At 39.6% G+C, this 15796-nt stretch carries 11 protein-coding genes; all 11 read right to left on the reverse strand.

Annotated features, from left to right (window positions below):
- Window positions 1–744: 744 nt before the first annotated feature.
- Entirely contained in the window at window positions 745–2325 is a 1581-nt protein-coding gene (locus CWC14_RS04875) for a hypothetical protein (RefSeq protein ID WP_138561604.1), read from the reverse strand.
- A gap of 228 nt (window positions 2326–2553) precedes the next feature.
- Window positions 2554–4728 carry a YjbH domain-containing protein gene (locus CWC14_RS04880; RefSeq protein WP_138561606.1) on the reverse strand — a complete coding sequence of 725 codons (2175 nt, stop codon included), beginning with the start codon at window positions 4726–4728 and terminating at the stop codon, window positions 2554–2556.
- A gap of 293 nt (window positions 4729–5021) precedes the next feature.
- Window positions 5022–5399, reverse strand: coding sequence for a GxxExxY protein (locus CWC14_RS04885; protein WP_138561608.1), 378 nt, complete (start codon window positions 5397–5399; stop codon window positions 5022–5024).
- A 369-nt stretch (window positions 5400–5768) separates the two neighbouring features.
- Window positions 5769–7124: a phosphoglucosamine mutase gene (glmM, locus tag CWC14_RS04895; protein WP_138561610.1), complete on the reverse strand. Its 1356-nt coding sequence runs from the start codon at window positions 7122–7124 to the stop codon at window positions 5769–5771.
- Between the two features lie 127 nt (window positions 7125–7251).
- Window positions 7252–9213, reverse strand: coding sequence for a polysaccharide biosynthesis protein (locus tag CWC14_RS04900; RefSeq protein WP_138561612.1), 1962 nt, complete (start codon window positions 9211–9213; stop codon window positions 7252–7254).
- 423 nt (window positions 9214–9636) lie between these two features.
- Complete coding sequence (locus CWC14_RS04905) at window positions 9637–10008, reverse strand: GxxExxY protein (RefSeq protein ID WP_138561614.1); 372 nt, start codon at window positions 10006–10008, stop codon at window positions 9637–9639.
- A gap of 288 nt (window positions 10009–10296) precedes the next feature.
- Window positions 10297–11472 carry a DegT/DnrJ/EryC1/StrS family aminotransferase gene (locus CWC14_RS04910; RefSeq protein WP_138561616.1) on the reverse strand — a complete coding sequence of 392 codons (1176 nt, stop codon included), beginning with the start codon at window positions 11470–11472 and terminating at the stop codon, window positions 10297–10299.
- Window positions 11473–11517: 45 nt separating this feature from the next.
- Window positions 11518–12156, reverse strand: coding sequence for an acetyltransferase (locus tag CWC14_RS04915; RefSeq protein WP_138561618.1), 639 nt, complete (start codon window positions 12154–12156; stop codon window positions 11518–11520).
- Window positions 12149–12745 carry a sugar transferase gene (locus CWC14_RS04920; protein ID WP_138561620.1) on the reverse strand — a complete coding sequence of 199 codons (597 nt, stop codon included), beginning with the start codon at window positions 12743–12745 and terminating at the stop codon, window positions 12149–12151. Before CWC14_RS04920 ends, CWC14_RS04915 begins: the two co-directional genes overlap by 8 nt.
- Window positions 12742–13860: a glycosyltransferase family 4 protein gene (locus CWC14_RS04925; RefSeq protein WP_138561622.1), complete on the reverse strand. Its 1119-nt coding sequence runs from the start codon at window positions 13858–13860 to the stop codon at window positions 12742–12744. Before CWC14_RS04925 ends, CWC14_RS04920 begins: the two co-directional genes overlap by 4 nt.
- Entirely contained in the window at window positions 13860–15794 is a 1935-nt protein-coding gene (asnB, locus tag CWC14_RS04930) for an asparagine synthase (glutamine-hydrolyzing) (protein WP_138561624.1), read from the reverse strand. The genes CWC14_RS04925 and asnB overlap by 1 nt, the downstream gene beginning before the upstream one ends.
- Window positions 15795–15796 lie beyond the last annotated feature (2 nt).

Genomic DNA, 15796 nt, shown 5'->3' on the forward strand with positions numbered 1-15796 from the left:
TTGTTTTATTTTTTATTTTTTTTTTTCTATGTTGTATTTTTTATTTTTTAGGTTTTAGGTGTTAGGTGTTAGGTGTTAGGTGTTAGGTGTTAGGTGTTAGGTGTTAGGTGTTAGGTATTTAAAAACCTTGCGGTTAACATTGCAAGGTTTTTTTATACCTGTAGCAGCGGGTTCACCCCGCATCATTATTAGGTTTTAGGTCCTAGGCCCGTAGCCCATTACTCGTTGCCCGTCTTAACCCGCGGCCCTTTAACTACCTCTAAAAGCGCAGCGTCTCTTAACCTCTTTGTGCATAATTTTATTACCTTTAAATACATGTGCGCGGCGTAAAGCCCCGCCTACAAAACAATTAAAACACGGTGGTTCCCCCGCAACCCGTCGCCCGCAACCTTTAACCCTTAACCTTCACCCTTTAACCTTTATATTTAATCACTTCCTCTGTGACCTCTGTGGTAAATAAAATAACTTAAAAAATAGGTTCGACTCTGCTTGATTTCTGATTTCTGCTATCTGATTTCTAAAACCTGCTCTTTTACCTTTAACCTTTATATTTAATCACTTACTCTGTGCACTCTGTGACCTCTGTGGTAAATAAAATAGCTTAAAAAATAGGTTCGACTCTGCTTGATTTCTGCTATCTGATTTCTAAAATCTGCTCTTTTACCTTTCCCCCTTCCCCAAAACGAAAAAAAGCCGCATAAATGCGGCTTTTAGGCTTAATCCCCAATAGGAACTAACAAAATATTAGTTACCGCCAGTACCACCGGTACCGCCAGTAGTTGTATCACACTCTAAAGACTCAGTGCGAGTTTCGTTCTCACCGTCAGCTGTTACAGTAAATGCAGCATCAGCAATGTCTGCTAATGAACCTTTATATTTAACAGTTACGTTGTAAGTTTCACCATCGATCATGTCGTTAAGGGCATAATTACCTGCGCCATCACCTTTAGCAACTTTAGAAGCTTTGCCAGTTCTGCTGTATTTAACTAACGCACCAGAAGCACCAACAGAAACATCAGTATCGTTACTACACTGAGCAACAATAGCTAAAGACTCTGATTGGTAAGTAACTGGAGACGCAAGCGTTACGTTAACATCACCACACAGTGGAATTTCGCCGTCTGATGCAAACCACGAATTACCTTCACGGTCAGTTATCGTAAGCTGGCCTTCTGCATTTGCAGAAACATTAGGGTTATAATTAGCACCTGATGAAGCAGCATTAGGTTTTACGAATAAAACACCATAACCATCACTTGAGCTAAGCGTTGCGTATAAACCACCAGCTGGCACATCGTCACCTGAGAACAACAAGCGAACGCCGTCAGTACAACGTGCTTCTTCTTGAGATGCCACAAAGAATGTTAAGTGATCAGTCATAAAGCTAGCGTTGTAAAAATTGCTATCAGTAGTTGATAATGCACCTACTGTTACTTTTTCAGTTTCAGTTGTCCATTCACCCGTATCTTCGTTTTGAGAAGAAAGAGTTAATTCGTCACCTGTTACAAAACCTTTGCTTACAGGTAATGCCATGTTAACGTTGATAGGTTGTGAGAATTTTTTAATTTTCACACCGTTATTATCAACCATGTTTACACTTGCTACAGTTACTGGTGTTACAATTGTGTCTGCATCACCAGACTCTAAACCTTCTGGAGTAATTGCAGCGCCTGTAGAAGTACTTGTGTCGCCAGTAATAACAGATAGGTTAACTGAGTTACCCGTTACAATGTTACCGTCAGCATCTTGTAAAGTAGTGCCACCAGGAATAACTACCGACGCTTTGTCGCCTTCAACACTGGCTGTAATGTCGTCTGCTGAACTACCACCTGAAATTTCAGAATCTTTTGAAACAGCAGCAACACCTTCAGATGTTACTGAAGTTAATGGTAATTGAACTTCTACGTCGCCGTCACCAAAATCAGAAAGGTCAATTACAAAGCTTTTTGTAACGTAACCAGATGCAGTTACAACCGCAGTAACCTGAGAAACGCTAGCACCTTCTTTTAACTGAAAAGTAAAGCTACCATCTTCAGAAACAACTGAAGATGTAACGTTACCGTCTACATCAACAACGTTTGTAGAGGCTTCGCCATTCTCAAAAAACGATACTTCAGAAGAAACAACATCAGTTGTAGCTCTGTCTACTACGCTACCAAAAACTACAGCGCTAATTTCTGCAGGTGCTTCAGGTGGAACTACTACAGCCGGTGGCGGCGGCGGTGGTGGTGTTACTTTATTATCGTCATCATCGCTTAAACAGCCAGTAAGAACGAACGTTGATGCTACAGACAGGGCTAATAGCGATTTTTTGTTAGTTAACATAGGGAGTCCTTTTATTCCTTTATATAAACAATCAATAAACAAGGTTTTTTACTCGTTAATATAGTAGTGCATACTTTAAAAAAGTATAGTTATAACGCAACAAAAAGGGCAAAAAACCAACATTTTTTAATTAGGCGCATAAAGCGCCAAACAGTTAATTTGTTATTATCATATAGACTAACTAGTAACTTGTACAATAGTTAGGCTAAAAAATTGTTACCGAAATTGTTACCGGTAAGTTAAGTACACTTCTTTTAGTCGGGCTAAGTTAGCGTAAATATAATCGCTAGACGCACGCCCCTGATTTAACAGTAAATTATCTAAATTTACCGCTGTACCTGGGGTATACCCTTGGTTAAATACCAAACGATTATGCGACTCACCAATTTGCGAGCTTATGCTATGCCTGTACTCGCTAGTACCGGTTACTTGCCCGTAGCGAGTAACAGCCATATCTTTACGCGGCGTTAGCGGAATACTAATACTGGCACCGGCTTTTTGGGCATCGGTATTTTCATAAAATAACCCAATGTAGCTGTCGCCAAACCAAAAACGGCTTTCTAACTTAACGCCGCTGTCGCCGTAAAAGTAGTTACCCACTTGGGCGTGCAGGGTCATATTTTGTTCAACCCAATTATATTGATACGAAAGGGCTTGGTATTCTTCGCTGCCTAGGTAATCTTGGTATTCAAAATAACCTAACTTGGCACTTACTTTATGGCGGCCTTGCTTGCTTAACCACGCGGTTTCGTTGGTTATGCCCTCAAAGTCGTAATATTCTTTAAAAAAGCCCGCTTGCGTTTGGTTATAAAAACCAAACGGCAATTTAAAGGTTTGATGTACAGCCGCGCGTGTTATGCCGGTTTCTTTTCTGTAGTTATGATACGGTTTGTTTTTGTCGTAATCGTCGCTATTAGCCAAGTGCACTTGGCCGCTTACTATAACCCCGCCGCCTTGCCATAAAGGCACTTCTAAATCAGCTTTTAGCGCTAACGAGTAATCGTATACACCCAACTCTGTAGCATAGGTATTACTAATAGTGGGGCTTAAGGTTAAGCGCGGTTTAAAATAAGGTGAGTTAGCATACGTTGCGCCAATCCAGGTAAGCCCACCGGGTGGGGTTACTGCATTTTGTGTTATGGCTAAATCGGGGGTAATACCATTAACAATAAATTCGCGGTAGTTGTCTACCTCGCCTTGTAAGGTAAACAGCGCAATATTGTATTTATTTAACTGAATATGAAACCCAGCCTGTTGCTCGGTAATTATTTCGCTTACTCGGCCTAATACTAACCCTAACGCGTCTATGTCGTTACGGTTAAAGGTGGCGTTTTCAAACTCAATGTATATTTGCTTGTCAACGCTGTAAGCCACGGCTATGTTTTCAAAGCCGTCTTTAGCTAGTTGTGTTTTTAATGCTAAAGCTTGTTTGTTAAGCGTAGGCTCGCTATAGGTAACACCTAAAGGCGCTGAATGCACACCGCTGCGCGCAACATCGGCTTGCGTGGTGGTGTGTTTGTTAGCCGTATTATTAGCACGCTTTAGCGCTGCGTTTGCCGTACTAGGCGTTGGCGCATTAACTGTTGCGTGCTGTTTTAAACTGGTTTTAGCCGGTAACGCCGCGGTAGTGTGTGTTGGCGCGGGAGCCGGTTGTGGGTAATTGACCTGGTTACTTAAAGGCAGGGTAAAATTAACCCCCCAATAATTGCTTTCATCCTCAGAAAAATCAGTACTACTATAAAAGCGGCTGGTTAGGGTAATTTCACCAATATCATATAACCATTTTTTAGGTATGGTTAACCTTGCTGCCGCATTGACAGCCTCTGCATCATACTCAGTAAGCAAGCTAAACCACTTAAACGGTTGCCACTCTATACCCGCAAAAGCACCATCCATCTGGCCAGTTGCTCGGTCACTTGCACCTACACCGGCACTAAACCTAAAATCCCATAACTCTTTTGAGGCAACGGCATATAGGGTTTTATAATTATTCGCAGCGCCGCCAATATCCTTCATACCAATAGCAACACTAAACCAATCTTGAGGTATGTAAGGTATTTGGTACTTAGCGTTAAACGATAAATCACGGGTTTGCCCACGCCCCTCACTATAAAATAAATTATCGTGAATTGAGTTAGATGCTATTTGCCCACTAACCTCAAAACCCTTAAATAATCCAGCTGAAGCAATAAAATTATGGCCATCTATATACTTCAGCCCTCTAAAATCAAGCTGATTATTGTAGCCCATATCAACTACACCAGAGTCCATTACTTCTGCGCTTGGGGTATTAATTAAACCGGTATAACCCGCAAAAGATTGATAGTGGTTTATTTCATCTGCGGCAATAGGCAAGCTAAGTGCAGCTGCACAGCTTAAAAACAGGGTGTTCAATTTAGGCATGAATAATCCAAATTTAAAATTATAATTTCCATGGGCTTGGTTAAAAGTTTAAAGGGCAAAAGTTAAACAAGCAAGCTTTATCGGGCTTCGGGCTTCGGGCTATGAAAAACCTTCAACCTAGCTCCTTGGCCCTTTCGCTTAGTACCTAGTTCCTATCACTTTCTAGCACCTTTACCCTTTCACCTCATAAGCGCAGCGCCTCTTAAACTTTTTGTGAATAAATTACTTAAAACCTATTTTCACAAAGAGAAGTGAATGAGCGTAAATGAGAAGACATAGTTACTCGATTTATTTCAAACACTTAAATTAAGCCGCTTTACTCCATCAATAAGCTTAGTTGTATTAAAGTTTATCAACAGACCAGCATTGATTTTTGACAACTTCATATACGTCAAAGTTTGCGCTGAATGAACTGGTAATAACTTATCAACTGACTTTAACTCGATTATTAATTTACCGGGTATTAATAAATCCAATCTATAGCCTGCTTCGATCTCAAGACCCTTATAGTGAATTGGTAATGAAACTTGTGCTTCAACAATAAAATCACTTTGTTCCAGCTCATACAAAAGGCAAGACTCATAACTAGATTCTAATAAACCTGGGCCTAATTGTTTATGCACTTCAATTGCGCATCCAATAACTTTTTGCGTGAGATGATTAGTATCCATACTTATCCTAAAACAATAAATGCTCTCTTCAGCGCAGCGCCTCTTAACCTCTTTGTGAATAAATCACTTAAAACCATTTTTCACAAAGAGAAGTGAATGAGAACAAAATGAGAAAAGCCATGGGTTGCGGGCAATGAGCTTCGAGCTGTGGGCTATAATACACCTAGCGCCTAGTCACTTTCCTAGTACCTATAACCTTTACTTTCCTAGAACCTCTGTCTTCCTAGCCCCTAAAACCTAAACCTTAAACTGCTTTTAAGTGACTCTGCTCTTTTGGGTTAACTAATTTAGTTACAAAACGTGTAAAGTCAGTACCTAAGTTTTCATCACGTATGCTATATTCTAAAATTACTTTTAAATGACTATAGCTCAAAGTAGTTTATTAATTGCAGCAGCTATATACTCAGCTTGCGCTTGTGAGGCCACCGAATCGGTAGACTCGACCATAACACGAATAAGCGGCTCAGTGCCTGATTTACGCAATAAAACACGCCCAGTGTCTGCCAATATACTTTCGGCATCAAGTACAGCTTGCTTTACTGAATCAGTATTAAGTATTTCATCGGCATTATTTTGTGTTAAACGCACATTTAAAAGTACTTGCGGTAGTTTTTGCATGCCAGAAACATAGTCCCTTAAAGACTGCTTTTGCTGTATAAGCGCGGTTAGCACTAACAGTGAGGCTACAATGCCGTCACCTGTAGTCGCATAGTCTAAATGTAAAATATGGCCTGAACCTTCACCGCCTAACTTCCACCCGGTGTGTTTTAACTGCTCAACCACATATCGGTCACCTACCTTAGCGCGCTTAAATGGAATATCCATTTGCTTGAGTGCTAGCTCTAAGCCTAAGTTAGACATTAACGTACCAACTACACCACCATTCAGAGTACCTTGAAGCTTGGCAGCTTTAGCTAAAACATACAGTATTTGGTCACCATCAACTACTGCACCTAAATCGTCTACTAGCATTAATCTATCGGCATCGCCGTCGAGTGCTATACCTAAATCGGCTTTGTGCTCTAATACAGCGGCTTGTAAGCTATTTAGGTGTGTTGCACCACATTGCTCGTTAATATTTAGCCCATTAGGTTTATCATTAATACTAATAACCTCTGCACCTAGCTCTGCATATACATTAGATGCAATATGATAAGCAGCGCCATTGGCGCTATCTACAACAATTTTTAACCCTTCAAGTGTTAACTCTTTTGGAAATACGCCTTTACAAAACTCAATATAACGGCCTGCGGCATCGTTAATACGCCTCGCTTTACCTAAACGCTCTGAGCTTACACATTGCATGGCATTGTTGTTTAATGCCTGCTCTAGTAAGGCTTCAATTTCAAGCTCTTGTTCATCGTTTAGCTTAGTGCCATAGTTATTAAAAAACTTAATCCCGTTATCGTAGTAAGGGTTGTGTGATGCACTAATTACAACGCCGGCATCGGCCCTAAACGTTGATGCTAAATAGGCAACCGCGGGGGTAGGCATTGGGCCAACAAAGGCAACATTAACACCCGCCGCAGAAAGGCCTGCTTCCATTGCTGACTCAAACATATAACCACTATTACGTGTATCTTTACCTATTAAAATTTCTTTGGTGCCACTTGAAGCTAAAACAGTGCCTGCAGCCCACCCTAACTTCATGGCAAAATCAGGAGTAATAGGAAAAGTACCTACCTTACCTCTTACTCCATCGGTCCCAAAATACTTACGAGACATAATTATTCCCTTATAAATTAAAAAATCTTAAGAAGAGCTTTAAAAAGCAAAAAGCGCGTGTGTAACTCACGCTTTTTATACTTTTAAAAATTAGAATCAACTAAGAAATTCGTTGCTAACTTTAACCCTAGCTTTGAAGGTTAACTACATTATTTACGCTTTTAGTATTATCTTTAGATTCATTTTCAAGTCTGGCATTCCATACTAAATCACAAATACCATCAGTGGGGTTAAAGCCAGTTGGTGCATCAAGTAGTAGCTGACGTATTTTTTCATGCTCAAAGTTATGACATGCAATATCAAGCGCATCAATAAAAACATTAAGCTCACTGAGTGGCAGCATTACTTCATGTGCAGTCATTATACGCTCATGCGGTGTTTGCTCTACGTTATCGCCTATTAATAGCTCTTCATACAGCTTTTCACCTGGGCGTAAGCCGGTACACTTTATTTCTATATCACCATGCGGGGTATCGTCGGTTTTAATTTCGAGGCCCGATAACCTAACCATTTTGGTTGCCAAATCACTTATTTTTACCGAGTCGCCCATATCAAGTACGAATACATCACCGCCCTTGCCCATAGCGCCTGCTTGTATTACTAGCTGTGCAGCTTCGGGAATAGTCATAAAGTAACGGGTTATATCTGGGTGAGTAAGTGTAATTGGGCCACCCTCTTTTATTTGACGCCTAAATAACGGAACAACTGAACCTGATGAGCCAAGTACGTTACCAAAGCGCACCATGCAAAAGCGCGTATTATGCTTATCGCCTTGTTCTTGAGCTAACCCCTGTAAAACAAGTTCAGCCATTCGCTTTGTAGCGCCCATAACATTTGTCGGGCGTACGGCTTTATCCGTAGAAATTAGAACAAAGGTATCTACGTTAGCCTCAACAGCGGCCTTTGCGGCGTAGTAGGTACCAAATACATTATTACGAACACCTTCTACTACATTGTGCTCAACTAATGGCACATGCTTATAAGCAGCGGCGTGGTAGATGGTTTGCACACCAAAAGTTCTCATTACCGTTTCAAGGCGGTTTACACGTTGTACTGAGCCCATAATGGGGATGAGTTGAATATTTAGTGTGTTGTTAGTTATGTATTCACCCAATTCTTTTTCAATTGAATAAAGGGCGATTTCACTGCGCTCAAACAAAACCAATTTAGTTGGTTTGAGTTTAACTATTTGTCTACACAGCTCAGAGCCTATTGATCCACCCGCACCAGTAACCATCACTACTTTATTGGTTATATTGGCGGTCATTAAATCATCTTTAGGGGTTACTGGGTCGCGCCCTAGTAAATCTTCAATTTCAACATCTCTAAATTCAGAGAGTTTTGCTTTACCTTCAACAATATCGGCCATGCCCGGGATTGAAAGTACTTTAATGGTTAATGGCTCAAGTTGTGCGAGTACTTCTTTGCGCCTTGCACGTGTTTCACTAGGCATAGCAAGCAGCACTTTGGTTGCCTTACGTTTTTTTATTAATTCATGTATGTCATTAAACGCACGTACCGGTATGCCTTGTATTATAGAGCCATGTTTTGTCACGTCGTCATCAATAAACGCACTGACAAAATACTCAGGGCCTGCATTTAAAGCCGTTGCTAATTGACGCCCAGACGAGCCTGCACCATAAATAATAACCGCATCTTTGTTGCTGGTGGTCATTCTTCCTATCAGTGCGCGCACTATGATGCGTGAACCACCTACGGTTAATAAACATAGCCAAGCAAAAATAAATGGCATCGTACGTGGTATATCTATACCAACAAAAAATGCTAGTAACACCAAGCTTACCGTAGTGATAAGCGTACCGAGTATAATGGCCCATACTGCTTGTGAGTTTATATACCGCAAAACAGCGCGATACAAGCCCAAGCTAATAAACGTATATAAACTAATGGGAATTAAAAGTATTAATAATAACCAATTACTAGTAACACTTAATGGCTCTAAGCTATCAAGCCTTACTATTAACGCTAACCAAAAAGCGGCTGCTATAAAAAGTGAATCGATACATAAAGTAATAACACGCTTTTTAGCACGCGGGGCATTAATAATTGAGCGGATAAAGCTATCCATAACACGTTTCCTTTTAGTGCTTTAGGTTCTAGGTTCTAGGTTCTAGGTTCTAGGTTCTAGGTTCTAGGTTCTAGGTTCTAGGTTCTAGGTTCTACAAAATTTTGTCAGTTATGCAGCTTATTAAAGCCCATTTTCACAAAGATAAGTGAATGAGGGTAATTACTTATTATTCACCACCGAGTACACAGAAGTACTGCATTACACTGAGAAAAAACTAGTAATGATATAAATCTACTTATTCTCTAACATCTATCTCTGTGAACTCGGTGTTCTCTGTGGTGAATAAATCTCTTAAAAATCTTTTTTTAACACCGAGAACCAATCCCTTAAAACCCTTTGAACCACAGAGGACACAGAGGCGCTGCGCTACACAGAGAAGAGCCAAGCCATTTATCATATTTTCCTCTGTGGTGAATAGCTCTCTTAAACACGAATACGTTTTATACCATCAACTAATTTAGTGACATTAAAATTAATCAATAAACCAGTTTTAATATCACTTAACTTCAGATATGTAATCAACTGTGCTGAATGAATTGGCAGTAATTTATCAATCGCTTTTAATTCTATTATTAACTTATTAGGTAATAAAATATCCAACCTATAGCCGGCATCAATTGATACATTTTTATAAATTATAGGTAGTGCTACCTGACACTCAGCTAATAATCCAGCCTGAATAAGCTCATACATTAAACAACTTTCGTAACTTGATTCTAACAAACCTGGCCCAAGCTGTTTATGAACCTCAATAGCACAACCAATCACTTTTTGCGTGATGATATCTATTGTCATAACATTGCCTTCCTTAGCTTTAACACTATTTTTTATTTACCACCGAGGGCACAGAGGCGCTTCGCTACACTGAGAAAAAACTAGTAAAAATATAAGTCTATCCATTCTTTAATCTCTACCTCCGTGAACTCGGTGTTCTCTGTGGTGAATAAGTTACTTAAAAAGTATTTTACCACCGAGGGAGCTGAGGCGCTTCGCTACACAGAGAAGGTGTAGATTAAAGCAAAAATGTAAATAACAGGCCCTTTGCCTTCCTCTGTGAGTTCGGTGTTCTCTGTGGTTAATCAATCACTTAGAAGCTTTTTCAAACACTTCCTTCATCACTTGCGTTGTTTTAGCTATTTCAGCTTCAGTAAGTGTTGGGTGTACTAAAAACATCAACGATGTTTCACCGAGCTCTACTGCATTAGGCAAACGTTTTTCTGGGCGCCACGGGGTATTATCAAACGCTTTTTCAAGGTAAACCTCTGAGCAACTTCCCTGAAAACATGGTACACCGCGTTCAACTATTTCGTTAACAATACGGTCGCGATCCCAACCATCATCTAGTTGCTCAGGCTTAACGAACATATAGTGTTTGTATTCGGCGTGCTCAATATAACTTGGTACTGTTACTAAACGAATACAGTCAAATTCACTGGCGGCTTTATCAAGCTCAGCACCGTGCGCTTGGCGTTTAGTAGTCCAGTCATTCATGCGCGTTAATTGAATACGGCCTAGTACTGCTTGCATTTCAGTCATGCGCCAGTTGGTGCCAAAGCTTTCATGTAACCATCTAAATCCTGGCGGGTGCTCACGGTTATAAATAGCATCAAAGCTTTTACCGTGGTCTTTATAGCTCCACATGGCAGACCATAACTCTTTTGAGTTTGTGGTTACCATGCCGCCTTCGCCGCCAGTGGTCATTATTTTATCTTGGCAAAAACTCCACGCGCCCACATGGCCAATACTTCCTACTGAGCGACCTTTATATTTAGCACCATGCGCTTGTGCACAATCTTCTATTACATAAAAGCCATGTTCTTTACTCAATGCCATTATGTCATCCATTTCCGCAGGCATACCTGCTAAATGCACCACAATAACCGCTTTAGTTTTTGGTGTTAGTACGGCTTTAATACTTTCGGCTGTAATTGCTTGGCTATTTAAATCAACATCGGCAAAAACAGGAGCTGCACCTGCGGTAACAATACTTGAGGCAGACGCTAAAAATGTACGTGGCGTAGTGATTACTTCATCGCCCGTACCTACATCAAGTGCTTTTAAAGCAATATCGAGCGCTAGTGTACCATTACCTAAAGCAATGGCGTATTCACTGCCAGCCCAAGTTGCAAATTCTTTTTCGAACTCACGGCCTTCAGTACCAGTCCAATAGTTTACTTTGTTCGACAAAACTACACGACTTACGGCGTCTGCTTCTTCTTGAGTGAAGCTAGGCCAAGGAGGGAAAGGGGTATTTAACATGTTATTCCTATTTATTCTATATAGAAAAGATCATAAAAAGTATTTTCAGTGGCTTTTTATTACAACAGCGGGAGAGCCAAACGCTGTTACATTATCAGGTATATTTTTTACAACTGTACTACCAGCACCAATTACACAGTTATCACCAATCGTAATTAATTGCTTTACTTGGCTACCAATACCGACCCAGCTTTTACTACCAACAGCAACGCCACCCGCTAAAGCCACATTAGGGCAAATATGGGTGAAATCACCAATACTGCAGTCATGCTCAATAACTGCGGCTGTATTTATAATACACCCAACACCAACATTCGCAAAAGCGTTAATAATAGCCCCTGCAAAAATCACTGTGCCCGGCGCTACCTCGGCATATTGACTTATAATTGCAGTTGGATGAATTAAAGTAATTAAGTTAAAGCTATTTTGTTTTAATAACTGTATTTTTTGTTGACGTATTTCATTATTACCAATCGCAACAACAACATCGTGATTATCTGAAGTATTAGTGTTTCTTAAGGCTATTAAATCGGCGCATGTACCGTGTATTGGCCAATGTTCAATATATTTTTTCCTTGAGTAAGCATCGTCATAAAATTTAACAGTAAAACCAAGCTGCTCTGCAATATCGGCAACTACTTTGCCATGACCGCTTGCACCTACTATAGTTAACTCTTTAGTCATTATTTGGGCCTTTAAATGGCTCAATAGTTACATGCCCGTCTGCACTGATACCTTCTCGTACAAATACTTTTTTAACTGTAAGCAATAATATTTTTAAGTCGAGTAAAAAGCTTTGATTATCTACATACCATACATCGAGCTTAAACTTTTGGTCCCAACTAATAGCATTGCGACCATTCACTTGTGCCCAACCAGTAATACCAGGGCGAACATTATGCCTACGCGCTTGCTCAACACTATAAAGCGGTAAATATTGAACTAATAACGGGCGCGGGCCTACTAAACTCATATCACCTTTTAATACATTAAATAAACCAGGTAGTTCATCTAAGCTAGTAGAACGTAAAAATGCACCAAATTTAGTCATACGTTCATTATCGGGCAGTAAATTTCCATACTTATCTTTACCATCAAGCATGGTTCTAAACTTCATCATTTTAAATATCTTACTATTTAAGCCAGGGCGCTCTTGGGTAAATAAAATGGGTGAGCCAAGTTTAAAGCGAATAAGTACTGCCACTAAAATTATTACTGGTAGTAAAATAAGCAGAGCGGTTAAAGCAACTATAGAGTCAAATAAGCGTTTCATTTATCAAGCTCCATAATACTTATCAATTCTTTATTAACCTTATGTACATCAAACTTATCTTCAACCATAACTCTACTATCCTCAGCCATTCGTCTCCACTCGTTAGGATTTTCGATAAACCAAATCATTTTTTCAGCTAGTTGCTCTACATTAGCCTTTTCAACTAACCAACCGTTTTTACCATTAACAACGGTTTCACGGCAACCGGGCACATCCGTTGTTAAGACTGGTCGCCCTGTTGCCATTGCCTCTAATACAGTACGTGGTAACCCTTCATGGTACGAAGGTAGAACAAAAATACTACACCTTTCTATATAAGGGCGAACATCATTAGTTGCGCCAAGGTACTCAACTGCTTTTTGATTATTTAATTGTGCTAATTCTTGAAGGGAGATGCCATCTGGCGATGGATCTTCTGGACCAACTAACTGAAATACCGCATCAGGGTATTTTTGTTTAACGATATTTGCAGCTTTAATATATTCACGAATGCCTTTATCACCTAACAAGCGAGCAATAAGCAAAAATGAAGAAGTAACAGGTAGTGGTTTAACGTCAAAATGAGTTATATCAACGCCTGAGCCATTAACAACTACCGTTTTATATTCTGGTACTATACCCAGGTTAATAAAAACTTTTTGATTATCAGTGTTTTGAAAAATAACTTTATCAGCTTTTTTTAATGCTGTTTTATATAAAAAAACAACCAACTTCATCAAAAGGTTCTTTTTCCAATTTCCTCTTTGGAAAGCAAACCCTAAGCCGGTTACTAGCGCATAAAAACGGCTATTTGGCAGACAACGCACAGCGAAGGCCCCCCAAATAATTGGTTTAATAGTGTAAGCTAAAATTACATCGGGTAATTGCGCTTTAAAAATATTTTGCAAAGCCTTAAAGGTTTTAAAGTCTTCTTTAGGGTTTAAACCACTGCGGCTAACAGAATAATCAATATAATTAGCACCTAACTGCTCAACGGCTTTTATATCTTCAGTATTCGCCTTAGAAGCTAGAGCACTTACTTTACAGCCCTTATTATTAACGATAGCTCTTACAAGTTCCCCTCTAAAATTATAAACTGAACTAGGAAGAGTTCCGATTAAGAATACGTGTTGCATTATAGACGTCTCAGCCTACTTGTATCAGCATCAAACCAAGCCTGTACCATTAAAATATCCCACAATTTAGCTGCATTATTTTCTTGAGTTTCTAAATGCTTAGTTAGCGTATCTTGAACTAATACTGGGTTGTATAAACCTTGATTTTTTAATCTTTCAAATGAGAGTAAATCTTGAGTCCATTCTTTTAATTCTGACCTAAGCCAATCATGAATTGGAACACCAAATCCCATTTTAGGTCTTTCCATCATTTCACGTGGTAAGTATTGATATAAAACTTGCTTTAATGGCCACTTGCCAATATTACCTTTTTGTTTCATTGAAAATGGCATTCTCCATGCGGCTTCAACTACAGAGGGATCTAAAAGAGGAATTCTCCCCTCTAAACTAACACTCATAGCCGTTCTATCAACTTTAGTTAAAATATCCCCACTCAAGTAGGTCATAGAGTCTAGATACATCATCCACTCCCCAAACTCTTTAATCGTCACTTCATCAGTTGATAAAAATTCTAATAGGTTATGCTCTAAGCTACCGAAAACCAGATTATCACTCTCTTTCCAGTGTGTTATTGACTGCCTGTAAAATTCTTCTATTGAGGTTGCACCTAACCAATTAGCTAAAGCCTTTAACTTGGGGCCAATTTTTCCCTGCCTGCCGTAGCTTGAAGCCTTTTTAGTGAGAAAGAAAAAAAGTGTATTAAGAATAGAATTAGGCGTTTTTTTTATGACTGAAGCCATAAACTGTCGTGCTGGTACTTTCGATATTTTATCCCAAATTGCAGGAGTAGCTGTATAACGATTATACCCACTAAATAACTCATCACCACCATCACCACTCAACGCAACGGTGACCTTCTCTTTTGCCATAGCACTAACTAAATATGTTGGCATCTGGGAAGCATCTGAAAAAGGCTCGTCAAACATAGCACCTAAACGGGGAACCACATCCAATACATCTTTTGGTGTAAAGTATTTCTCGTGGTGGTTTGTGCCTAAATAGTCAGCTACTTCTTTAGCAAACTCAGCCTCGTTATAACCTGGCACATCAAAGCCAATTGAAAAAGTGTTAACCGGTTTATCCGATTGCGTCTGCATTAGCGAGACAACTAAGCTAGAATCAACTCCACCAGATAAGAAAGCCCCTAAAGGTACATCTGAAGCCATTCTTTGCTTTACGGCACGCTTTAAACAACCATGAAGATGATCGACCGCCTCTTCATCATTACTGAATTGATCTTTTTTAGCCTTCTCAATAACGCTAGCTAATGACCAAAACGTTCTGACATCATTTAACTTACTACCTTTATACTGGACAAAACTACCCGCTTGAAGCTTTTTCACCTCCTTGTATATACTCAGAGGGGCTGGTATATATGAAACAGCTGCCTGCTTGGCAATCGCGCTTTTATTGATAGTTAAATATTCACCAAATTCAGCTTCTATGCAAGTAAGTTCTGATGCAAAAACAAAATGGTTATTAATCACGCCATAATACAGGGGTTTCTCACCAAACTTATCACGGGCTAAGGTTAAACACTGTTCTACATTATCCCAAAGAGCAAATGCAAACATACCATTAAATATTTGAAGTGACTTTTCTACTCCCAAAATATCTATAGCATGAAGCATAACTTCTGTATCCGAGGTTCCTCGCCACTCTATGTGTGGCAATTGTGCTCGTATTTCTTCAAAGTTATATATTTCTCCATTAAATACAATGGTAAAACGTCCAGAATGGCTATGCATTGGCTGATGCCCAGCACTACTTAAATCATGGATAGATAAGCGCCTGTGGCCTAAGAGTATATTATTTGAAGTCCATATACCATAGTCGTCAGGGCCTCTGTGCTCAATTTTATTAAGCATAGTCTGTAAATTTTTTTCTGAAAAATCTGAAGAGTGTGAACAAACAACTCCTGCTAAGCCGCACATAA

This window comes from Pseudoalteromonas sp. S3260, assembly GCF_005886925.1.
Taxonomy (GTDB): domain Bacteria; phylum Pseudomonadota; class Gammaproteobacteria; order Enterobacterales; family Alteromonadaceae; genus Pseudoalteromonas; species Pseudoalteromonas tetraodonis.

What these genes read in the sequence shown, in the direction of transcription:
- CWC14_RS04875 (WP_138561604.1), bottom strand. Translation starts at nt 2,325, where the DNA reads ATGTTAACTAACAAAAAATCGCTATTAGCCCTGTCTGTAGCATCAACG.
- CWC14_RS04880 (WP_138561606.1), bottom strand. Translation starts at nt 4,728, where the DNA reads ATGCCTAAATTGAACACCCTGTTTTTAAGCTGTGCAGCTGCACTTAGC.
- CWC14_RS04885 (WP_138561608.1), bottom strand. Translation starts at nt 5,399, where the DNA reads ATGGATACTAATCATCTCACGCAAAAAGTTATTGGATGCGCAATTGAA.
- glmM (WP_138561610.1), bottom strand. Translation starts at nt 7,124, where the DNA reads ATGTCTCGTAAGTATTTTGGGACCGATGGAGTAAGAGGTAAGGTAGGT.
- CWC14_RS04900 (WP_138561612.1), bottom strand. Translation starts at nt 9,213, where the DNA reads ATGGATAGCTTTATCCGCTCAATTATTAATGCCCCGCGTGCTAAAAAG.
- CWC14_RS04905 (WP_138561614.1), bottom strand. Translation starts at nt 10,008, where the DNA reads ATGACAATAGATATCATCACGCAAAAAGTGATTGGTTGTGCTATTGAG.
- CWC14_RS04910 (WP_138561616.1), bottom strand. Translation starts at nt 11,472, where the DNA reads ATGTTAAATACCCCTTTCCCTCCTTGGCCTAGCTTCACTCAAGAAGAA.
- CWC14_RS04915 (WP_138561618.1), bottom strand. Translation starts at nt 12,156, where the DNA reads ATGACTAAAGAGTTAACTATAGTAGGTGCAAGCGGTCATGGCAAAGTA.
- CWC14_RS04920 (WP_138561620.1), bottom strand. Translation starts at nt 12,745, where the DNA reads ATGAAACGCTTATTTGACTCTATAGTTGCTTTAACCGCTCTGCTTATT.
- CWC14_RS04925 (WP_138561622.1), bottom strand. Translation starts at nt 13,860, where the DNA reads ATGCAACACGTATTCTTAATCGGAACTCTTCCTAGTTCAGTTTATAAT.
- asnB (WP_138561624.1), bottom strand. Translation starts at nt 15,794, where the DNA reads ATGTGCGGCTTAGCAGGAGTTGTTTGTTCACACTCTTCAGATTTTTCA.